Source organism: Suipraeoptans intestinalis, assembly GCF_009696485.1.
Lineage (GTDB): Bacteria > Bacillota > Clostridia > Lachnospirales > Lachnospiraceae > Suipraeoptans > Suipraeoptans intestinalis.
The window spans coordinates 1,744,409-1,764,526 of sequence record NZ_VULY01000018.1 but is presented as its reverse complement, the minus strand read 5'-3'; the positions used below and the strand labels follow the sequence as shown (position 1 = coordinate 1,764,526).

The window sequence follows — 20,118 nt, the reverse complement described above, 5'->3', positions numbered from 1 at the left end:
TTCTCCCGTCCTTTGCCATTTTTCTAGGAAATTCCCTTCATGGTCAATTGGATCCTTTTTCGTTTCAGATCTACTGACAAGACTTTGACATCCACGATATCCCCTACGCCGACAACCTCCAGCGGGTGTTTTACAAAACGTTTGTCTGTCAGCTGTGAAATATGCACCAATCCGTCCTGATGTACCCCAATGTCCACAAACACGCCAAAATCAATCACGTTTCGCACCGTACCCTTCAGGAGCATTCCTTCTCGCAAATCCTCCATATCCAGCACGTCTGTCCGTAAAATAGGCTTTGGCATCTCCTCCCGGGGGTCTCTGGATGGCTTCTTCAGCTCCCGGATAATGTCTGCCAGCGTAACCTCCCCCACTCCCAGCGCTTTGGCTTCCGCTGCCACGTCGGTGATCGTCAGTGCATCCCCCAGTCCTTTTCTTTCCTGGAAGCATTCTTTTTTCAGTCCCTTTTCTTTCAGAAGCGCCTCCACGATCCCGTAGGATTCCGGGTGGACGCTGGTAGCATCCAGAGGCTCCGTTCCTCCAAAGATCCGCAGAAAGCCTGCGCACTGTTCAAACGCCTTCGGCCCCAGCTTCGGAACTTTCAGCAGCTCTTTCCGGTTCCGGAACTTTCCTGTCTTTTCCCTGTATTCCACAATGTTTTTTGCCAGAGTCCCGGAAATTCCCGAAACGTAAGATAAAAGGGAGGCCGACGCCGTATTCAGGTCTACGCCTACTTTATTTACGCAGTCTTCCACCACACCCTCCAGGGCTTCTCCCAGCTTTTTCTGGTTCATGTCATGCTGATACTGTCCCACTCCGATAGACTTGGGGTCGATCTTTACCAGCTCAGCCAGAGGGTCCTGCAGCCTTCTTCCAATGGAGATGGCGCTTCTTTGCCCCACATCATACCCCGGAAATTCCTCGGTAGCCAGCTTGCTGGCGGAATAAACCGACGCTCCCGCCTCATTGACGATCACATACTGTATCTGTCTGCCGGCTTCCCCCAGCGTCTTTAAAAATTCTACCAGGAACTGTTCCGATTCCCTGGACGCCGTTCCGTTCCCCAGAGAGATCAGCGTGACCTGATGCTTTTGGATCATCTGTTTCAGCATCCGCTTGGCCTGCTCCGTCTTTTGCGGTGTCGTGGGTGCTGTAGGAAAGATCACCGCCGTATCCAGTACCTTTCCCGTAGGATCCAGCACCGCCAGCTTACATCCGGTGCGGAAGGCCGGGTCCCAGCCCAGTACCACTCTCCCCTCAATGGGAGGCTGCATCAAAAGCTGTCCCAGATTCTTTTTAAAGACTTCCATAGCTCCGTCCTCGGCTTTTTCCGTCAGGCTTCCCCGGATCTCCCGTTCGATGGCCGGTCCTATCAGCCGCTTGTAGCTGTCCAGGATCGTTTTTTCCAGCAGGTCTTCCACTTCCCGGTTTTTGGTCCTGACGATCTGCTTCTTTAAATACTGCCGGATCTCTTCTTCGGGCGCCTGCATCTTGACCGTCAGGATCTTCTCTTTTTCCCCTCTGTTCAGCGCCAGGATCCTATGGCCTGCAAGCTTCTCCACCGGCTCTGCAAACTGATAGTACATCTGATAGACAGACTCTGTTTCCTCTCCCTTTGCCTCTGACGTGACGGCTCCCCTTTGTCCCGTCCTTCTGCGGATCCAGCTACGAAACGCCGCGTCCTCCGACACCTTTTCCGCCAGGATATCCATCGCTCCCGCCAGAGCGTCCTCCTCTTTTTCTACTTCTTTTTCCTTATCTATGTAAGCTTCTGCCAGTTTCTTCAGTGACGGGATGCTGCCTTGCTCCCACAGGATCTGCGCCAACGGCTCCAATCCCTTCTCTCTGGCAATGGTAGCCCGAGTCCTTCTTTTGGGGCGGTAAGGCAGATACAGATCTTCCACGGCCACCAGCGTCTCCGCCTTTTGGATCTGCGTCTGCAGTTCCTTCGTCAGCTTTCCCTGTTCTTCAATGACTGCCATCACCTGTTCTTTCTTTTCTTCCAGGTTGCGCAGGTAATTCAGCCTCTCATGCAGGTTCCTCAGTTGTTCGTCATCCAGAGTCCCGGTGGCCTCTTTTCTGTATCTGGCGATAAAGGGGATGGTGTTTCCTTCGTCGATCAGCTTGACTGCCGCCTCCACCTGCCACTGTTTTACCTGTAATTCTTCTGCTATTTTTTTGTTGATCTCCATCTTTTTTCCCCGACTTTCCATCTGCTTTCTTTTCACTCTCAGCATGATACAGTATAACAAAATCCCCCTCCTTTCCGCAACTGCAAACTCCCTTTGCCTTCCTCTTATTTTCTTGAAAACAAGAGCGTAATCTGTTATACTTTCCACATAAATTTATGACATTTCAGAAGGGAGTCCCGCTATGACTCAGGACACAGGCGTGCTGTCCAAGCAACAGCGCAAATCCAAAGAAACAAAATCCAAGATCTTTCGGGCAGCCAGACAGATCCTGCAAAGAGAAGGCTACGAAAGGCTGTCCATAAAAAACATCTGTGAGGAAGCCGGCGTATCCAACGGAAGCTTCTATCACCACTTCAAGACCAAGGATGATCTGCTCTCCTACTATATTGAGGAGCAGCCCAGTATCGACCCGGACCGCCTGGAGGCTCCTTCCTCTGCCCGGGAGATCAAGGAAGCTGTGATCCATGTGTATCTGAACTATGTCCACTACTGCAAGGAGCTGGGCGTCGAGTTTATGAGCAGCTACTATACGCCCAAAAATCAATCCTTAAATCCCCTCATCCGCACGGAACGTCCTTACCCCATCGTTACAGTTCACAATTATCTGCAGAAGGCCATAGACGCCGGGATTTTTTCTCCCCGTATTCCTTTAGAGGAGATCACCACCGATATCCGTATGATCGTGATCGGCAATGTGTTTGAGTGGTGTCTGAAAAACGGACAGGCCGACTTTGAAAAAAATATGCAGCGGAGCCTGGATACTTATCTCAGTGGGCTCCTTTAAAAGAAAGGACTATTATGATTACTTTTATTGTCAACCCTAACGCCAGATCCGGCCTGGGAAGTCGGATCTGGAAGCAGATCCAGCAGATCCTTCAGGAAAGAAAGGTGCAGCATCAGGTATTTTTCACCAAATACCAGCATCATGCCTCCCGGATCGTTTCCCAGATCACTTCCGATGGAGACTCCCATACTCTGATCGCCCTGGGAGGCGACGGTACCATCAACGAAGTCATCAATGGGATCACCTTTCTCGACAGGGTGACTCTGGGCTATATCCCCATTGGTTCCGGCAATGATTTTGCCAGAAGTCTGAAGCTTCCCTCCGATCCTGTTACTGCGATCGAATATCTGCTGAAGCCCTCCCACTTCACCAACATGGATGTGGGGGTTCTTTGGCATGGCAATAAAAAAAGGCGCTTTGCCGTCAGCACCGGGATCGGTTTTGACGCCAGCGTCTGTCACGAAATGGCCGTTTCTCCTTTAAAGCTGCTGTTAAACAAGCTGAAGCTGGGAAAGCTTGCCTATGCGGGGATCGCCGTTCGCAGGATCGCTGCCCTGATCCCGCAGGATGTGGAACTGGTTGTGGACGGTCACAAAACGCTCGGCTACAAGAACGCTTTTTTTGTGGCAGTGATGAACCAGCCCTATGAAGGCGGCGGCCTGAAATTTTGTCCCAAGGCAAACAGCCACGACCGCAGATTAAATGCCCTCATAGTTTCAGACATGTCAAAATTAAAAGCGCTGTTTCTGCTTCCGCTTTCCTTTCACGGGCTTCACACCCCTTTCCGGGGCGTCTCCCTTCTTTCCTTCCAGAACCTGGAAATACGGACACAGACGCCGCTCCCCCTCCACACCGATGGAGAGCCGGTCTTTTTGCAGAAGCAAATAAAGGTTTCCCTGGAGCCGGAAACTCTCCGGGTCATGACTTTGGTCTAAGCCCCGGAAGCTTCTAAATGTTACAAAAAAATGTTGTAAGAAGGTTATTCCTCTATGAAGTACTTGATTTTGTTTTGTTGTATCGGGATTGTCTACCTGTTTTTTCTCCTCCCCCGTCTTACCACCCGAAAGGTCATGAAAAGGTTTTCAGGCACTCTTTTCGCCCACAGAGGCTATCACTGCGCAGAAAAAGGTGTTCCTGAAAATTCCCTGCCGGCTTTTCAAGCCGCTATTGACAGAGGGTACGGGATCGAACTGGACGTGCATCTGACCGGGGACGGAAAGCTTATCGTCTTCCATGACGACACATTGGATCGGATCTGCGGCGTTTCCGGGATGCCGGAAACCATGACGTGGGCAGAGCTTTCTCGCCTCTCTCTTTCCGGAACTTCTTATAGAATTCCCCTTCTTTCTGATGTTTTGGCTTTGGTGGACGCCCGGGTGCCTCTTCTGATCGAGCTGAAGATCCCCACGTCTTCCCTGGCCATCTGCAGAGCCTGCCTGCCTCTGCTGGAAGCTTATCCGGGGGATTTTTTTGTTCAGTCCTTTCACACCATGGGACTGCTCTGGTTCCGTTTCCATGCTCCCCATATTTTGCGGGGGCAGTTGTCCTGCAGACTCAATTCTCCCCATGACCGGGAATCCTGTATCCTGCGTTTTCTGGTGCGTCACCTCCTATGCAATCTCCTTGGCAGACCGGATTTTGTGTCCTATAAGATGACACACCTCCCCTCTGTATCGGTCACCCTCCTGCGAAAGCTGTTTGGTCTTCCCATCGCCGTATGGACGCTTCGAACCTCTCAGGCTCTTTCCTATGGGCGCAGGCATTTCGATATGCAGATTTTTGAGGTTCCTGCTGCGGAATATCCTTCCCCACCGGAAGCTTCCTCCCGGTCGTAGCCACAACTCCTGACAGGCTGCCGTTCCCCTGATATTTGCCCCCGCTCCCTGTGAAAATCTGCCATAGATTTCTTTCAAATCCTTTTTTCTATTGGAAAAATATGAAGAAACCATGAAGAAATCCTGAATACGGTTGTTGATTCCGGGGTTTCATGTTATAATTCCCCTAAATTTAAAACAGTCTTATAGAGCGGAAGGAGTTTCGAGCATGAGCGAGCCAGCTTTCTGGAAGCAATTACTGAAAAAGTACAAGCATGCCTGGGTCTTTCTCTACAGCTTTATTTATATACCGTGGTTCTTTTATCTGGAAGGCAGGACTTCCATCCGGTATCATGTGATCCACTCTGCCTTAGATGATCACATTCCTTTTGTAGAGTATTTTATTGTCCCATACCTGTTGTGGTTTTTGTTGATTGCTTCTGTTATTTTGTATTTTTTCTTTACAGACAAGGATTTATTTTACCGTTTGACCGGATTTTTATTTGTGGGGATGACTTTGTTTCTGATCATCTGCACGATTTTTCCCAATGCCGTAAACCTGCGTCCGGACGTGTTCCCCCGGGACAATGTGTTTACCTCCGTTGTGCGTCATTTGTATCAGGCGGATACCTCTACCAATGTACTGCCCAGTATCCATGTGTTTAATTCCCTGGGCGTCTGTATTGCCACCCGACACAGTCAGGCGCTGCGGAAAAAACCCATAATCAGTTTTGGAATTTATCTGCTGTCTTTCTTGATCATTTTGTCTACTATGTTTTTGAAGCAGCATTCTGTCATCGACGTTGTAGCCGCCATCGGGATGGCCTGTATCATCTATCCCTTTGTCTATGTCACCCAGGAAAAGAAAGCAGTGAGTTTATCTCAGCAACCTACATAATTTTTATCAAAGGGAGGATTCTTTTATGTATGCAGAATTTAGTGAAAACCTCGTAACCGGAAATGAAATGATCGACACTCAGCACGAAGAGCTGATCGGCAGGATGAACAAGCTTCTGGAAAGCTGTGAGCTTGGAAATGAAAAGGCGGTGGCTGTCCGTACCCTGGATTATCTGGCCGACTACACCGATTTCCATTTTTCTGCGGAAGAGCAGCTTCAAAAAGAGATCGACTACCCTGGTATCGAAAAGCATCTGGCACAGCATGCCATCTTTAAGGAGACCATCAAGGATCTGGATCAGATGCTGGCGGAAGAGGAAGGCCCCTCCAACGCATTTGTAGAGAAGGTCAAAGAAAATGTGATCCAGTGGTTCTATACCCATATTGAGGGCTTTGACCGTTCCGTTGCCGAATACAAATTTATGCGCGAGAACAACGAACGCCTGTAAGCCGAAAAAAGCTTATGCCGGACAGGTCGGATGCTGCAGCATCCGACCTGTCCGGCTCTTATCATTTAAAAAAGGAGATCCATTCCGTTCTGAAACAACTGGATGGATCTCCTTTTGCGTCACAATCATCCACCCATCGACGGGTGTCACGCAATTTTCCGGATCGCATTTGAAACCTCTCTCTATTTGATTCCCGCATACCTGGTATATGCGTCAAAGGCCGATGGGATGGCATATTCTTTTGCGATATGTTTTCTATTCACAAAAAGAAAGCCCTCCGTATTAGTTTTTTCCAGATCATCCACCAGAACCTCATATCCGATCATCTCCCATTCCACATGGCTGAATATGTGTCTGGCTTCCGGAAGCCTGCGGATGCGTACCGGCATCAGTCCTCTGGCCTTACAGTATTCCAACGCCTCTTCCTGTGTCAGATGCCCCAAAGCATTGGGAAACTCATACAAGCCTGCCAGCAGCCCTTTCCCTTCTCTCTTTTGGATGGCCACTCTGTCCTCCTCCCGGAACAGAAATACCGTTTTTTCTTCTATCCTTCTTTTTTCTCTTTTTTCTTAAGCGGCAGACGATCCAAAAGATCTCTCTTTCTTCCCAGGCATTGTTCCTGCAGCGGACAGTCCGCGCATTTAGGAGTTCCCACAGGCAGGCAGACCAGCGCGCCGATCTCTATCAGTCCCTGGCCAAATGCACTGGCTCTTCCCTTTGGTATCACATCCTCCAGAAGCTGTTCGATCTTCTTTTTCACTCCCGGATTTCCAATATCCTCTTCCATTGCCAGGTACCGGGTGATGACTCGCAGCACGTTGCCATCTACCGCCGGCTTTGCTATCCCGTAGGCAAACGCACTGATCGCCCCTGCCGTATAGGTGCCGATCCCTTTCAGCTTCCGGATCTCCTCGTAGGAGGAGGGGAAACTCCCGCCATGATCCTCCATGATGGTCCTGGCCGCCGTCTGCATATTTCGGACACGGTTGTAGTAGCCCAGGCCTTCCCATAGCTTTAAAAGGGTGTCCTCCTCTGCCTTTGCCAGAGAAGCTACCGACGGAAGCTCTTCCATAAACCGTTCATAATAACGCTTGACGGCTTCCACCCGGGTCTGCTGCAGCATGATCTCCGATACCCAGACTCCGTAAGGCTCCGGCTTTCTCCTCCAGGGCAGGTCTCGCCTATGCGCCTCGTACCAGTCTGCCACCGGCTCCGCCATGCCGTACAAGAGTGAAACCGTTTCTATCACCGGAACTTCCTGCCTGAGAAAAATACTGTCTTTTGTAACCTCACAGTCATATGCCAGGATCCGGACTCCCGCCTCTTTGGATTCCAGCAACGTCCTTGCAAACTCCGGGTGCGTTTCGACGTTGGGAATGAGATACTCTACCCCCTTCATCTGTACCACAAAAAAGAGGTATGCTTCATACCCCTCTTTTACCGCACGCTGAAGTTCTTTCATATGCTTGATGGCTCTTTGGCTGGGTGCATCGGGAAACAGGACTCTTCCTGATTCCTCCAGTGTCACGCCCTTGACTTCGATCAGAATCCTTTTTTCGGGCGTCTCTACATAGAGGTCTATCCGGGATTCCCCATAAGAATATTCTCTTTGCACCTTTGTTTTATCCGGAAACAGGTGTCCGGCGTCTATCCATTCCTCTACGACCCGATTGGGTATCTGAGAGTCCATGTTGATCAGCCGCTTTCCCTTTTTTACTGCGATCAGATCCCACTGTGTCCGGCGTCCCGGATGATCCGCATGTTCCAAATAGACCTCTGCTCCCTCCGGCAAAAGTTCCCGGCATCTCCCTGTATTCTTTACATGGACGGTCTCTACCTTCCCATTCAGTTCTACCTGTGCCACAAAGCGGTTGGGACGGTGTAAAAACCTGCCTTTTCTTACTTCCTGATATCTCATATTACAACACTTTCGATAGAAATTCCTGCAGCCTTTCATCCCTGGGATTTTCAAAAAACTCCTTGGGCTTCCCCTGCTCCTTGATCTTTCCTTCATCCATAAAGATCACTCTGGTCGCCACTTCCTTTGCAAATCCCATCTCATGCGTGACTACCACCATAGTCATGCCGTCTTTTGCCAGACGCTTCATCAGCTCCAGCACTTCTCCCACCATTTCGGGATCCAACGCCGATGTAGGCTCGTCAAACAGCATCACTTCCGGCTCCATTGCCAATGCCCGCACAATAGCGATCCTCTGCTTCTGTCCGCCTGACAGCTGGGAAGGATAAACGCCTGCTTTTTCCTCCAGACCTACCAGCTGCAGCAGCTTTTTGGCTTCCTCTTCCGCCTCCTGCCTGCTCTTTCCCAAAAGCTTCATGGGAGCCAGGGTGATATTTTCCAAAATGGTCTTATGAGGGAAGAGGTTAAAATGCTGGAATACCATTCCCATCTTCTGCCGGTGTCGGTTGATATCCACCTTTTTATCTGTGATATCCACCCCTTCAAAATATACATGCCCGCTGGAAGGGATCTCCAACAGATTCAATGATCGCAGAAAGGTGGATTTTCCGGAACCGGAAGGTCCCACTACCACTACCACTTCTCCTTTTTTGATCTCCTCCGATACGTTATCCAGCGCGTACATCTTCCCGAACTGCTTCTGGAGGCCTTCTACCCGGATCAATACTTCTCCCGTTTTAGTGGTCACTGCTCCTCAGCCTCCTTTCCAGCATATTTACCAGTTTTGTAAAGACTACTACCATGATCAGGTAGATCGCCGCCACCGCCAGCAGCGGCATAAATGCGTCATAGGTCCTGCTTCGGATAATGTCTCCGCTCTTGGTCAGATCCTGTAGCGCAATATAGCCTGCCACAGAAGTTTCCTTTAGCAACACGATAAACTCATTTCCAAGAGCCGGCAGGACGTTTTTAAAAGCCTGCGGCATAATGATATGCACCATCGTCTGTCCATAGGTAAATCCAAGACTTCTTCCGGCTTCAAACTGTCCCTTGTCAATGGACATGATCCCGGAGCGGAAGATCTCCGCCACATAAGCTCCGGAATTGAGCCCGAAAGCCATGACCGCCACCACGACCTTATTGATATCTGCGCTTCCAAAGATCACAAAGTAGATGATCAAAAGCTGTACGACCACAGGTGTTCCGCGAATGACCGTCAGGTAGATCCTGCAAAAGAAATCCAGAATCTTAAGCTTGCCCGTCTGCTCGCTGGTGGAGCGGATCGCCGCCACCAGAAATCCCAGAACGATTCCGATCAGCACTGCAAAAAATGTCACTTTCAAAGTCACAAGCAGCCCGTCCACCACATACTTCCACCGCTCATCGCTGATAAAATTCAGATAAATTCTTTCTTGTAATGCTTCCCACATATGCTATCCTTTACTTTCTCCAGCTCTTCAGAAGAGCCGCCTTCTACTGCGCCGTAATGTATTTGGCAATGATCTCGTCCAGCTTGCCGGATTCCTTCAGTTCCTTCAATGCCTCGTTGATCTTATCTTTCAATTCTGTATTGTCCTTTGCCACGATGATGGCATATTCTTCTTCTGTGAAAGCCTCGTCCAGGATCTTCAGGTCAGACATATCTGCGATCAGTTCTTTCGCCGGCTGGCCGTCGATCACCACGGCGTCGATCTTGCCCTGGGACAGCGCCTGTACAGCCTCAAAGCCTTTGTTGTAACGCTCTACTTCCGCATCCTTGATGTCTCCTGCATAAATATCGCCCGTCGTTCCCAGCTGTACTCCTACTTTTTTGCCTTCCAGATCGTCGGGGCCTGCGATCGCGCTATCTGTTTTTACGATGATCACCTGGCTCGCATGTGCATAGGTGTCGGTAAATGCCACCATTTTTTTTCGCTCTTCATTCACCGTCATTCCTGCCGCACCAAAATCTGCCTTTCCGCCGGAAACTGCCGCTATGATGGAGTCAAACGCCATATCCTCGATCTTCAGTTCCATGCCCAGCTTTTCTGCTACCGCCTCTGCGATCTCTGCATCAATTCCTACGATTTTGTCTCCGTCATGATATTCATAGGGAGGAAACTCTGCGTTGGTCGCCATCACCAGTACCTTATCATCCTGCGTATCCTTTTTTGTCTCCTTCTTGCTGCCACATGCCGCCAATGCCAGAACGCTGACTGCCACCAATCCGATACTTACAAACTTTTTCATCTTCATCCCAACTTCCTCCTTGCATAAAAAACACCTTTTGTTGCATAAAAATTAATTTATTTTAGGATTATATCACATATTCTTATAAAATCAATAGTTTTATTCATCTTTTTTGAAATTTTATTCATTTTTATTCAACATTCCCTGATCTGCCGTCTTCGATGTTTTTTCTTTGTTTCTTTCGCTGTATTTTCCCTGTCAATGGCAAGAAACGCCTAGCCTGCGATCAACTGGATCACACCGGCGATCAGCACCAGACCTCCCAGTACGATGCGATAGTAGCCAAACACCTGGAAATCATGCTTTTTAATATACTTCATCAGGAACCGGATCGCCACGATGGAGACGCCAAAGGATACCAGACATCCCAAAAACAAAAGCCCCAGCTCTTTTCCTGTAAAATGCAGCCCAAACTTCAACAGCTTTACCAGACTGGCTCCTGCCATCGCCGGAATGGCAAGAAAGAAGGTAAACTCTGCCGCCACGCTTCTGGAAATTCCGATCAAAAGCGCTCCCACAATGGTTGCTCCCGATCTGGAGGTCCCCGGGATCAAAGCCAGCATCTGAAACAGTCCGATCCACAGAAGCATCGGCACCGTAAGCCCCGAAATCTTCGTTACCGCCGGCTGTTTTCCCTGATTTTTACGCTCGATAAAAATGAACAAGGCTCCGTAAAGGATCAGCATGATCGCCACCGGTATTTTCTTATAGAAGAGTTGATCCAGTACGTCATTGAACAGAACCCCTACGATCCCCGCCGGAATGGAGGCGATCAGCACCTTGATCCACATCTGCCAGGTCAGAAGTTTTTGCCGCTCCGTCTTGGCAGGCGCAAAAGGATTCAGCTTGTGAAAATACAGAACCACTACTGCCAAAATGGCTCCCAGCTGGATGACAACATCAAACAGCTCCATAAACTTTGTGCTGACTCCCGGCTTCAAAACATCTCCCACCAGGATCAGATGCCCTGTGCTGCTCACCGGCAGCCATTCTGTAATCCCTTCTACAATGCCCAAAATGATCACTTTTATAACATCCAACATGTTCTTCCCCTCCACTATAATACATACTGCTGCAAAAACTTTCCGATTCCGTCTTCATCGTTGCTTCCTGCCAGATAGTCTGCCTCTTCTTTTACCTCCGGCAGCCCGTTTTCCATTGCAACTCCCATCCCGGCCAGACGGAGCATCCCTCTGTCATTGTCTCCGTCTCCAAACACCATCAAAGCTTCTACCGGAATCTGAAGCCGGTTCGCCAGCCACAAAAGCCCCTGCCCTTTATCTACGCCTCTGGCATTGATCTCCAGATTGTTGGAAAGGGAGCCTGTTACCTCTACTTCCTGCCAGCCACACAACACTCGCCGCGCCTCTTCTTTGTCTTCTCTGCTCCGAAAAAGCGCCTGCACCTTGTCCACTCCCCGGTTTTGCTGCTCCAGGTATGTTTCCACATCCTCCACAGTCTGCCTGGTCTTTACAATGTACTGCGCCATGGGCTTATCTTCCATATAATGGGTGATCCTTTCCAGATCCTCTTTTTTTGCATAACCCATACCGTCGAAATAGACCTCCCGCAGCGTATCATATGTTCCAAACAGCTTCAGGATGCGCTTTGCCAGCTTTGCCTCCACCAGCTTTTCATATAAGGTGTTTCCGGAAACAAGATCCACGATCCTGCTGCCGTTTGCCGTCACCGCATACTGTAAGCCCGGAAATTCCTTTAATTCCTGCGGGATCCCTCCCAGCGGTCTTCCCGTAGCAAGCACCACACGGATCCCCTGATCCACAGCCTGCTTCAATGCGTCCGCCGTAAGACTTGTCAGCTGCTTTTGCGAATTCAACAGGGTGCCGTCCAGATCCAGACCGATCATCTGCACATTAAGCTTCATATAAGGCCAATTCCTTTCTGTCTCTTATGAATATCATTTCCTGCTGCGTCATCTTTTCCCGGCTGTGGAAATAGGCTCTCCTGCTATGCTCCCGGATCCCTTCTACCGCTGCCGTATGAGAAAAAGGTGCAAACAGCAACGTATCCTTTGCCGGAAACAGCACCAGCAGGTCATCCTCCAGCTTTTCTGCACAGGTTTCCCAGATGTGCCGGAAGCAAAGGGCGCTTCCCTCATGGATCCCGTCTGCCAGGATGGAAAATCCACCGTACATGGTATTGGCGATCACAAATTCCACATCCCGCGCCAGATTTTCACAGGATCTTCCGTACAGCTCCTCCACCGTAACATCCGATGGGATCTGCTCCTCCTTCAGTATCCGGTACTTCTCTTCCTGCGTGTCCACAAGCAGGATCTCCAGTTCTCCTATGAAGGAGATCACCGGAATCTCTTTGATAGAAAACCTCCTTCCGTTTTCCAGCAGCTTATCTCTTCTTCCCTTTCTGACCCAGGGGTGGATCCTGTCTGTCTTTATGGCTGTATCGCTTCCCTCCATGGTATCTGTCCTTCCCTTCTTCCCTTGCGGAACATTTCTTGCATCTATGTACTATAGTAACAAAATTTGCTTTATAAAGCAATTTGTTGTATAATAGTTTCGCATTCTATAAATTCAGAAAGGATGGCTATATGATTAAATCAAAGAAAACAAGAGTGTTACCGCTTGCTTTATCCCTGGCTGTTGCCTGTCTGTCTGTCGTTTCCGGTACTCCGGTGGTTCAGGCAGAACCGTCTTCCAGCCAGCTGGAGAGCCAGACTTCCGACCTGCAGAATCAGTTGGATGATCTGAATGGACAATTGTCCTCTCTGGCGACCCAGTTGGACAGCACCTCTTCTTCTGTGGAAGAGCTGGCTGCCCAGGTAGAAAAGTCCAAGCTGGATCTGGCTGCCGCCCGGTTAAACGAATCTTTGCAGTATGATGCCATGAAGGACCGCATCAAATTCATCTACGAAGGCGGCAATGTATCCTTGCTCCAGATCCTGTTTTCTTCCGAAAACATGTCCGACTTCCTCAACAAGGCAGAGTATGTCAGCTCCATCAGCGAGTACGACCGGGATATGTTAAAGGAATTAAAAGCAGTGCGGGATACCGTTCAGAAAAAACAAGAAGAGCTGGAAAAACGCCAGAAGGATCTGACTGTCCTGCAGGAAGATCTGAAAGCCAAAAGAGAGGCCCTGACTTCCCAGATCTCTTCCACCTCCACGGAGCTTAGTGATTACCAGGCGCAGCTGGAACGTGCAAAGGCAGCGGAAGCAGCTTTGCAGGCGGCGAAGGACCGGGAAAAGGTCGCACAGATCCAGGTACCGGCAAGCAGCCAGCCGGCCGCTGACGTCGTTTCCACAGTGGAGCCCATGCCTTATCCGGACACCAGTGATCTGGTTCTGTTCGCAGCGATCCTGGAGGCAGAGGCAGGCGGCAGCGCCGATGGACTTCTCGCCGTTGCTACCGTGATCATGAACCGTGTCAGCAGCCCCAGATTTCCCAACACACTGTCGGAGGTGATCTACCAGAGCGGACAGTTTGCCCCCACCTGGGACGGCAATCTGCAGCGTATACTGGCCAAAGGCCCCTCTGCTCTGGCTTATTCCACAGCTCAGGCGGCTTTAGCCGGGCAGCGGCATTCCGCCGTAGCCAACTGCTATTTCTTCCATGCGGCGTGGACCGGAAAGGAAGGCGTCAATGTAGGCGGCAACGTATTTTGGTAAAAATTGCATATTGAAAAGGCGCTGCCCATTCTTTCAAGCAATGGGCAACGCCTTTCTTTTTTCCTCTTTATTTTCCGTAGTAGCACTTCAGGTAGATCTCCTTGATCTCCCGGAACAACGGATACCTTGGATTGGCGCCTGTACACTGATCGTCAAACGCCTGCTCTACCATTTCATCCAGCGTTTCCAGGAAATAGCTCTCGTCTACTCCATATTCCCGGATGGTCTTTTTGATTCCGATCCTTTCTTTCAGATCCTCCAGCTTTGCGATAAACGCCTCCAGAACCTCTTCCTCTGTATTTCCGACACAGCCGGCAAATCTTCCCAGTTCTGCATACCTTGCCCGTGCGTGAGGATATTCATACTGAGAGAAGGTTCCCATCTTCGCAGGAACTTCCGCCGCATTGTAGCGGATCACCTCTGTCAGCAACAGCGCATTGGCGATTCCGTGAGGAATATGATGGAAGGCTCCCAGCTTGTGAGCCATGGAATGGTTGACCCCCAGGAACGCGTTGGCAAAGGCCATTCCTGCCATACAGGATGCGTTTGCCATCTTCTCTCTGGCTGTGGGATCCTTTGCTCCGTTGGCGTAGGCAGAAGGAAGATTTTCAAATACCATTTTCACGGCTTTCATGGCAAGTCCGTCCGTATAGTCGGTTGCCAGGATGGACACATAAGCCTCGATGGCATGGGTCATAACATCGATTCCCGACGCACTGGTCAGACCTTTGGGCTGCTCCATCATATTATCTACATCTACGATAGCCATATTCGGCAAAAGCTCATAATCTGCGATAGGCCATTTCACTCCGGTCTCTGCATCTGTAATGATGGCAAAAGGCGTTACCTCAGAACCGGTTCCGGAGGAAGTGGGGATAGCCACAAAGTACGCTTTTTCTCCCATCTTCGGGAAGGTATAGACCCTCTTTCGGATGTCCATGAAGTCCATTGCCATGTCTTCAAACTTTGCCTCCGGATGCTCGTACATCAGCCACATGATCTTGGCCGCATCCATAGCGGAGCCTCCTCCCACCGCAATAATGGTGTCCGGCTCAAAGGCTGCCATCTGTCTGGTTCCTTCCCTTGCACACTGCAGCGTGGGATCCGGAGCCACTTCATAAAAGCAGGCGTGCTGGATTCCCATTTCGTCCAGTTTTTCCTCCACTGGTTTTACATAGCCGTTTTTGTACAAAAAGCTGTCTGTTACGATAAAGGCCTTCTTCTTTTTCATCACCGTTCCCAGTTCATCCAAGGCCACCGGCATACAGCCCTTTTTAAAGTAAACCTTTTCAGGTGTTCTAAACCACAGCATGTTCTCTCTCCTTTCAGCCACCGTTTTCACATTGATCAAATGCCTTACTCCCACGTTTTCTGAAACGGAGTTTCCTCCCCAGGAACCGCAGCCCAGTGTCAGGGAAGGAGCCAGTTTGAAGTTGTACAGATCCCCGATCCCACCATGAGCGGACGGGGTATTGATCAGGATCCTGCAGGTTTTCATGGCCTGTGCATGCTGTCTGATCTTTTCTGTCTCCGACGGATGTACATAGAGGGAGGCCGTGTGTCCGTATCCTCCGTCAGCCACCAGTCTTTCCGCCTTTTTCAAAGCCTCCTGGAAATCCTTTGCATGATACATTGCCAGCACCGGAGACAGCTTTTCATGTGCAAACTCTTCTGAAATATCCACCGATTCTACTTCTCCGATCAGGATCTTGGTATCTTCCGGAACCTGGATTCCTGCCAGGCAGGCGATCTCATATGCGGATTTTCCGGGGATCTTTCCGTTCAATGCCCCGTTGATCAGGATGGTTTTTCTGACCTTATCCAGCTCTGTCTTTTTATCCAGGAAGTAACAGCCTCTGTAGGCAAACTCTTTTTTTACTTCCTCATAAACGCTGTCCAAAACGGTAACGGACTGTTCAGATGCGCAGATCATTCCATTGTCAAAGGTTTTGGAATGGATGATCGAACTGACTGCCATCTTAATATCTGCCGTTTCATCTATGACCACCGGCGTGTTTCCGGGGCCTACTCCCAAAGCCGGTTTTCCTGAAGAATAGGCAGCTTTCACCATCCCCGGTCCACCTGTTGCCAGGATAATATCTGCCTCTCTCATAACTGTGTTGGTCAGCTCCAGAGAGGGTACGTCGATCCAGCCGATGATTCCCTCCGGCGCCCCCGCTTTCACTGCCGCCTCCAGCACAATCCTGGCCGCTTCTATCGTACAGTTTTTTGCAGAAGGATGGGGACTGATAATGATCGCATTTCTCGTCTTCAAGCACAGCAGTGTTTTAAAAATAGCCGTTGATGTCGGATTGGTCGTAGGGATCACTGCCGCTACCAGACCAATGGGCTCTGCAATCTTTTTGATCCCATAGGCCGGATCTTCCTCGATCACACCGCAGGTTTTTGTATGACGGTAAGCGTTGTAGATGTACTCCGCCGCATAGTGATTCTTGATTACTTTATCTTCCACGATGCCTCTTCCCGTTTCCTCTACCGCCTGCTTTGCCAGCAAGATTCTGTTTTTATTGGCCGCCATTGCCGCCTCAAAAAAGATCTTGTCTACCTGCTCCTGCGTATAAGTGGCAAATATTTCCTGAGCCTTGCGCAGTTCTTTCATTTTTGCTTCCAAACTTTCCACACTGTCTACCAATTGCTGTATTGCTTCCTTTTTCTTTGCCATCTTTTCTTCCTCCTGTGTGCTGGGTTTTTCCTTCTGTCACACAGGATACCTTATCGTTAATTATTTGTCAATAGAAATAGTTAATTTTTTAACATTTATTTCCGATTCCTGTTTGTTGCCGCACATACTTATGGCGCAACAGCCTGTTCGTCTGTTACGCCATAAAAAATTTCTTTCTTCCATTTGCCACTTTCTGACCGGCCTGACCGTTCCTTCAACGGATCGGATCACATTGCTTCCCCTTCTCCCCTTGCGATCCGGCTGACTCTCTCCAACGCATTTTTCAACGCCGGTATCTGCAGGACCAGAATCGTCAGAACGCCTTCTGCCAGCAGGAATCCGTAATTATAGACAAAGGGATAGGCTGCCGCCAGCACCTTGGGGAAATTCTCCGGCATATAAGACATCCAGAACAGATAGCCTCCCAGTACGTGAAAGGCTCCTCTTGCGATCACGGCAACCACATAGCCTTTTAAAAGACCGTTTTTCTGTTTGAGAAACAGTCCTCCCAGGCCAAGCGCTGCAAATGCCAGCAGATAATCACAGCACACCTGGAAAAAGGAAAGCACATAAGGCTCCTGGATGAATTGCAGGAGCCCATAGACAAATCCCGCCATCACTCCCACTTTGGGGCCGTACCAATATCCGATCAGCACCACAAACAGCATACTGAACAGGGTCACTCCCCCTCCGTATGGCATGCGAAACAGCTGAATGTAGGAGGTCAGATACGCCAGAGCCAGCGCCATGCCGCAGAAGGTCAGCTGCTTTACATGCATCCTGTCCTCCTTTGCCCTGCCGCCTGCCAGGTAGCCTGCCACAAAGAAAATCACGACAGCAATGGCAATGGTGATCCCGTATCCCGCCGTCGTCAGGCCTCCGTCCTTCGTTACCATAAATGAAAACATAAAAAATCCCCCTTTTCCTTTGGGGGCTGCCATGCTTAAGAATCCTTCTCATCTCAGCTTCCTTACGCCGGTATTATCCGGTTCAAGTCTTGAGGGTTAGTCGTCCCTGGACAACATTCTCAGCAAAAGCACCCCTAGCTTTTTCTTTCCTCTCCATTATAAGAAAGCCTTCTGTTTTTGTCAAATCCACTCTTTCATTGCATCCAACGTGGCATCCAACATCTTCTTTTTGCAGATTTCCTTTCACTTTTACAAACGGTTTCCGATTTTCGATTGTATGGAACTTCGTACACCCTCCTCCCCCGGAAGTTGCGGGCTTCTATTGAAAAAGCCCTTTTTCTGGATTACAATAAGTAGCATAACCATTCAGATGTACAAAAAGGAGGATCCTATGGAAAATTTTACTTATAACACACCTACCCTGGTCCGCTTTGGAAGAGATGCCGAATCTGAAACAGGCGATCTTGTCCTTCAGCAACACTGTAAAAAAGTGCTGATCCATTACGGCGGGAACAGTGCAGTTCGTTCCGGTCTTTTGGCAAAGGTAGAGGCTTCCCTGACGGAAAAAGGGATCGAGCATCTGTCTCTTGGAGGTGTCGTTCCCAATCCTCGCCTTTCCAAGGTACAGGAAGGGATTGATCTTTGCCGAAAAGAGGGGGTTGATTTTATTCTTGCCGTGGGCGGCGGAAGTGTGATCGATTCTGCCAAAGCCATTGCGCTTGGCGTTCCTTATGCAGGAAACGTGTGGGATTTTTATTCCGGTCAGGAGACTGCAAAGGCCTGCCTCCCTGTGGGCGCTGTATTGACCATCGCTGCTGCCGGCAGTGAGATGAGCAACTCTTCCGTTATCACCAAGGAGGAGGGCGATCTGAAAAGAGGCTACCGCACCGAGCTTTGCCGCTGTCGGTTTGCTGTCATGAATCCGCAGCTTACCTGCACCCTGCCGGACTATCAGACCCAGAGCGGTTGTGTGGATATCCTGATGCACACCATGGAGCGGTTCTTCGGAGGCGTTCCCACCATGGCGCTGACAGACGGGATCGCGGTTGCTTTGCTGCAGACCGTCATGAAATGTGCAAAGATCCTGAAGCAGGAGCCGGACAATTATGAAGCGCGAGCAGAGGTGATGTGGGCCGGCAGCCTTTCCCACAACGGACTGACCGGCTGCGGAAGTGACGGCGGCGACTGGTCCTCCCATCAGCTGGAGCATGAACTGGGCGGTATGTTTGACGTCGCTCACGGAGCCGGTCTGGCCGCAGTCTGGGGAAGCTGGGCAAGATACGTCCTTCCTTCCGATCCTCAGCGTTTTGCAGCTTTCGCCACGCAGGTTTTTGGCATCGCACCCTCTGGTACTCCTACGGAAACGGCACTGGCCGGAATCGAGGCAATGGAGGCCTTTTATCGTAGTGTAGATATGCCAACCTCTATCAAGGAACTGGGTGTGGAGGTTTCGGAGGAGCAGATCCAAATCCTTGCGGACAAGTGCAGCTTCCAGGGCTCCCGCACCATCGGAACCTTCCGTCCGCTGAACAGGGACGATATGGCAGCCATCTACCGCATGGCAAAGGGCGACTAACAACACAGGATGTTTCTGTAAAAACAGGATCCGGAGCTTTCTATTTCCGGATCCTGTCTTTTTTTATGAGAAGTGCTCTTCTCTTCTGTAACGCTTCTCTTCTTTTTGCCTTTCTTTTTTGCTGCTTTCTTCTTTCTATCTCTTCTCCCTGCCCAGAAAAAACATTCCTGCTGCCGCCGCGCAGATCACTCCATACCCTGCAAAACTTAGCAGGTCGGGCATCTGGCCAAACACAAAAAATCCCAAAAGAGCCGCAAAAATAATCTGAGAGTAGTCGTAAATGGAAATCTCTCTGGCCGGAGCATGACAGTAAGCCGCCGTAATGGAAAACTGTCCGCCTGCCGCCGCCATTCCTGCCAGCAAAAGGATTCCCACCTGTCTTGCAGACATGGGATGAAACTGAAGCAGTAAAAAGGGAAGGGTCACCACACAGGAAAAGGCGGAGAAAAAGAACACGATCCTCTCTCCTTTTTCTCCCCTCAGTCCAAGCTTTCTTACCATCGTATAGGCTGCTCCTGCCGCCATTCCTCCCAGCATTCCGATCATGGCAGGAAACAGATTGAGATTGGAGCCTGTCGGCTTGATCACCAAAAGACTTCCCAAAAAGGCTCCGGCGATCAGCAGGATCCTTTTGATGTCAATGGATTCTCTCAGCCAGAATACACTGAAGATCACGGCAAAAAAGGGCGATAGCTTATTCAGCATAGAAGCATCTGCCAAAAGAAGATGATCCACCGCATAGTAATTGCAAAGGATCCCTGCCGTCCCGAATCCTGCCCGCAGTAGCATATATCCCAGGTTTTCCCTTCGACACAACCAGGTAGTACGGGATTTTGCCAGCAAGATCGCTGCAAAGATCGCCGCTACAAAATTCCGAAAAAAACTTTTTTGTATCGACGGCAGATCTCCCGACAGCCGGATACAAAGACTCATAATGGCAAAACAAAATGCCGACAGGATAATATAAAGGATTCCCTTATAATATTGCTTTTTTTCCATAATTCCCTTTCCTATCTTACGATTCT

The 20,118-nt window shown here is 49.8% G+C and carries 17 protein-coding genes, 1 pseudogene and 1 riboswitch; of the genes and pseudogenes, 7 read left to right on the top strand and 11 right to left on the bottom strand.

The annotated features are described in order from the left end of the window. Positions 1-23: 23 nt before the first annotated feature. Entirely contained in the window at positions 24-2,189 is a 2,166-nt protein-coding gene (locus FYJ34_RS08980; protein ID WP_154478872.1) for a Tex family protein, read from the bottom strand. 181 nt (positions 2,190-2,370) lie between these two features. On the opposite strand from FYJ34_RS08980, the gene FYJ34_RS08975 reads away from it, so the two are divergent. The 5 genes from FYJ34_RS08975 (at position 2,371) to FYJ34_RS08955 (ending at position 6,133) form a co-directional block, all read left to right on the top strand. Further along, the gene (locus FYJ34_RS08975) at positions 2,371-2,973 is read left to right on the top strand and encodes a TetR/AcrR family transcriptional regulator (protein WP_154477997.1); all 603 of its coding nucleotides are present in this window, start codon (positions 2,371-2,373) and stop codon (positions 2,971-2,973) included. A 14-nt stretch (positions 2,974-2,987) separates the two neighbouring features. Further along, the gene (locus tag FYJ34_RS08970) at positions 2,988-3,908 is read left to right on the top strand and encodes a diacylglycerol/lipid kinase family protein (protein ID WP_154477995.1); all 921 of its coding nucleotides are present in this window, start codon (positions 2,988-2,990) and stop codon (positions 3,906-3,908) included. Positions 3,909-3,962: 54 nt separating this feature from the next. Further along, positions 3,963-4,808, top strand: coding sequence for a glycerophosphodiester phosphodiesterase (locus tag FYJ34_RS08965; protein ID WP_154477993.1), 846 nt, complete (start codon positions 3,963-3,965; stop codon positions 4,806-4,808). 208 nt (positions 4,809-5,016) lie between these two features. Beyond that, positions 5,017-5,685, top strand: coding sequence for a phosphatase PAP2 family protein (locus FYJ34_RS08960; protein ID WP_154477991.1), 669 nt, complete (start codon positions 5,017-5,019; stop codon positions 5,683-5,685). A 25-nt stretch (positions 5,686-5,710) separates the two neighbouring features. Further along, entirely contained in the window at positions 5,711-6,133 is a 423-nt protein-coding gene (locus tag FYJ34_RS08955) for a bacteriohemerythrin (protein ID WP_154477989.1), read from the top strand. Positions 6,134-6,315: 182 nt separating this feature from the next. On the opposite strand, the pseudogene mutY reads toward FYJ34_RS08955, so the two are convergent. The 7 genes and pseudogenes from mutY to FYJ34_RS08920 all read right to left on the bottom strand — a co-directional run bounded on the left by mutY (position 6,316) and on the right by FYJ34_RS08920 (position 12,718). Next, positions 6,316-8,051, bottom strand: a pseudogene (mutY, locus tag FYJ34_RS08950) (A/G-specific adenine glycosylase). 1 nt (position 8,052) lies between these two features. After that, entirely contained in the window at positions 8,053-8,799 is a 747-nt protein-coding gene (locus FYJ34_RS08945; RefSeq protein WP_276960119.1) for an amino acid ABC transporter ATP-binding protein, read from the bottom strand. Next, a complete protein-coding gene (locus FYJ34_RS08940) occupies positions 8,789-9,481 on the bottom strand; it encodes an amino acid ABC transporter permease (RefSeq protein ID WP_154477987.1) in 693 nt (230 codons plus the stop codon). Before FYJ34_RS08940 ends, FYJ34_RS08945 begins: the two co-directional genes overlap by 11 nt. Positions 9,482-9,524: 43 nt before the next feature. Then, positions 9,525-10,286 carry a basic amino acid ABC transporter substrate-binding protein gene (locus FYJ34_RS08935; RefSeq protein WP_154477985.1) on the bottom strand — a complete coding sequence of 254 codons (762 nt, stop codon included), beginning with the start codon at positions 10,284-10,286 and terminating at the stop codon, positions 9,525-9,527. A gap of 209 nt (positions 10,287-10,495) precedes the next feature. Next, positions 10,496-11,323, bottom strand: a complete 828-nt coding sequence (locus tag FYJ34_RS08930) for an undecaprenyl-diphosphate phosphatase (protein ID WP_154477983.1) — start codon at positions 11,321-11,323, stop codon at positions 10,496-10,498. A 14-nt stretch (positions 11,324-11,337) separates the two neighbouring features. Continuing rightward, positions 11,338-12,165: a Cof-type HAD-IIB family hydrolase gene (locus FYJ34_RS08925; protein WP_154477981.1), complete on the bottom strand. Its 828-nt coding sequence runs from the start codon at positions 12,163-12,165 to the stop codon at positions 11,338-11,340. Further along, complete coding sequence (locus FYJ34_RS08920) at positions 12,155-12,718, bottom strand: hypothetical protein (RefSeq protein ID WP_154477979.1); 564 nt, start codon at positions 12,716-12,718, stop codon at positions 12,155-12,157. Before FYJ34_RS08920 ends, FYJ34_RS08925 begins: the two co-directional genes overlap by 11 nt. 131 nt (positions 12,719-12,849) lie before the next feature. On the opposite strand from FYJ34_RS08920, the gene FYJ34_RS08915 reads away from it, so the two are divergent. Then, the gene (locus FYJ34_RS08915; protein ID WP_154477977.1) at positions 12,850-13,926 is read left to right on the top strand and encodes a cell wall hydrolase; all 1,077 of its coding nucleotides are present in this window, start codon (positions 12,850-12,852) and stop codon (positions 13,924-13,926) included. Between the two features lie 67 nt (positions 13,927-13,993). Here FYJ34_RS08915 and adhE read toward each other — a convergent pair whose 3' ends face one another. Continuing rightward, positions 13,994-16,609 carry a bifunctional acetaldehyde-CoA/alcohol dehydrogenase gene (gene adhE, locus FYJ34_RS08910; protein ID WP_154477975.1) on the bottom strand — a complete coding sequence of 872 codons (2,616 nt, stop codon included), beginning with the start codon at positions 16,607-16,609 and terminating at the stop codon, positions 13,994-13,996. A gap of 227 nt (positions 16,610-16,836) precedes the next feature. Then, positions 16,837-17,517, bottom strand: a complete 681-nt coding sequence (locus FYJ34_RS08905) for an energy-coupled thiamine transporter ThiT (protein ID WP_154477973.1) — start codon at positions 17,515-17,517, stop codon at positions 16,837-16,839. Between the two features lie 42 nt (positions 17,518-17,559). Beyond that, a riboswitch (TPP riboswitch) is annotated at positions 17,560-17,663 on the bottom strand. A 245-nt stretch (positions 17,664-17,908) separates the two neighbouring features. Here FYJ34_RS08905 and FYJ34_RS08900 point away from each other — a divergent pair. Beyond that, positions 17,909-19,093, top strand: a complete 1,185-nt coding sequence (locus FYJ34_RS08900; RefSeq protein WP_154477971.1) for an iron-containing alcohol dehydrogenase — start codon at positions 17,909-17,911, stop codon at positions 19,091-19,093. Between the two features lie 135 nt (positions 19,094-19,228). Here the strand turns inward: FYJ34_RS08900 and FYJ34_RS08895 are convergent, their stop codons facing one another. After that, complete coding sequence (locus FYJ34_RS08895) at positions 19,229-20,092, bottom strand: DMT family transporter (RefSeq protein ID WP_154477969.1); 864 nt, start codon at positions 20,090-20,092, stop codon at positions 19,229-19,231. Positions 20,093-20,118: the final 26 nt, after the last annotated feature.

What these genes read in the sequence shown, in the direction of transcription:
- FYJ34_RS08980 (WP_154478872.1), bottom strand. Translation starts at nt 2,189, where the DNA reads ATGGAGATCAACAAAAAAATAGCAGAAGAATTACAGGTAAAACAGTGG.
- FYJ34_RS08975 (WP_154477997.1), top strand. Translation starts at nt 2,371, where the DNA reads ATGACTCAGGACACAGGCGTGCTGTCCAAGCAACAGCGCAAATCCAAA.
- FYJ34_RS08970 (WP_154477995.1), top strand. Translation starts at nt 2,988, where the DNA reads ATGATTACTTTTATTGTCAACCCTAACGCCAGATCCGGCCTGGGAAGT.
- FYJ34_RS08965 (WP_154477993.1), top strand. Translation starts at nt 3,963, where the DNA reads ATGAAGTACTTGATTTTGTTTTGTTGTATCGGGATTGTCTACCTGTTT.
- FYJ34_RS08960 (WP_154477991.1), top strand. Translation starts at nt 5,017, where the DNA reads ATGAGCGAGCCAGCTTTCTGGAAGCAATTACTGAAAAAGTACAAGCAT.
- FYJ34_RS08955 (WP_154477989.1), top strand. Translation starts at nt 5,711, where the DNA reads ATGTATGCAGAATTTAGTGAAAACCTCGTAACCGGAAATGAAATGATC.
- FYJ34_RS08940 (WP_154477987.1), bottom strand. Translation starts at nt 9,481, where the DNA reads ATGTGGGAAGCATTACAAGAAAGAATTTATCTGAATTTTATCAGCGAT.
- FYJ34_RS08935 (WP_154477985.1), bottom strand. Translation starts at nt 10,286, where the DNA reads ATGAAGATGAAAAAGTTTGTAAGTATCGGATTGGTGGCAGTCAGCGTT.
- FYJ34_RS08930 (WP_154477983.1), bottom strand. Translation starts at nt 11,323, where the DNA reads ATGTTGGATGTTATAAAAGTGATCATTTTGGGCATTGTAGAAGGGATT.
- FYJ34_RS08925 (WP_154477981.1), bottom strand. Translation starts at nt 12,165, where the DNA reads ATGAAGCTTAATGTGCAGATGATCGGTCTGGATCTGGACGGCACCCTG.
- FYJ34_RS08920 (WP_154477979.1), bottom strand. Translation starts at nt 12,718, where the DNA reads ATGGAGGGAAGCGATACAGCCATAAAGACAGACAGGATCCACCCCTGG.
- FYJ34_RS08915 (WP_154477977.1), top strand. Translation starts at nt 12,850, where the DNA reads ATGATTAAATCAAAGAAAACAAGAGTGTTACCGCTTGCTTTATCCCTG.
- adhE (WP_154477975.1), bottom strand. Translation starts at nt 16,609, where the DNA reads ATGGCAAAGAAAAAGGAAGCAATACAGCAATTGGTAGACAGTGTGGAA.
- FYJ34_RS08905 (WP_154477973.1), bottom strand. Translation starts at nt 17,517, where the DNA reads ATGTTTTCATTTATGGTAACGAAGGACGGAGGCCTGACGACGGCGGGA.
- FYJ34_RS08900 (WP_154477971.1), top strand. Translation starts at nt 17,909, where the DNA reads ATGGAAAATTTTACTTATAACACACCTACCCTGGTCCGCTTTGGAAGA.
- FYJ34_RS08895 (WP_154477969.1), bottom strand. Translation starts at nt 20,092, where the DNA reads ATGGAAAAAAAGCAATATTATAAGGGAATCCTTTATATTATCCTGTCG.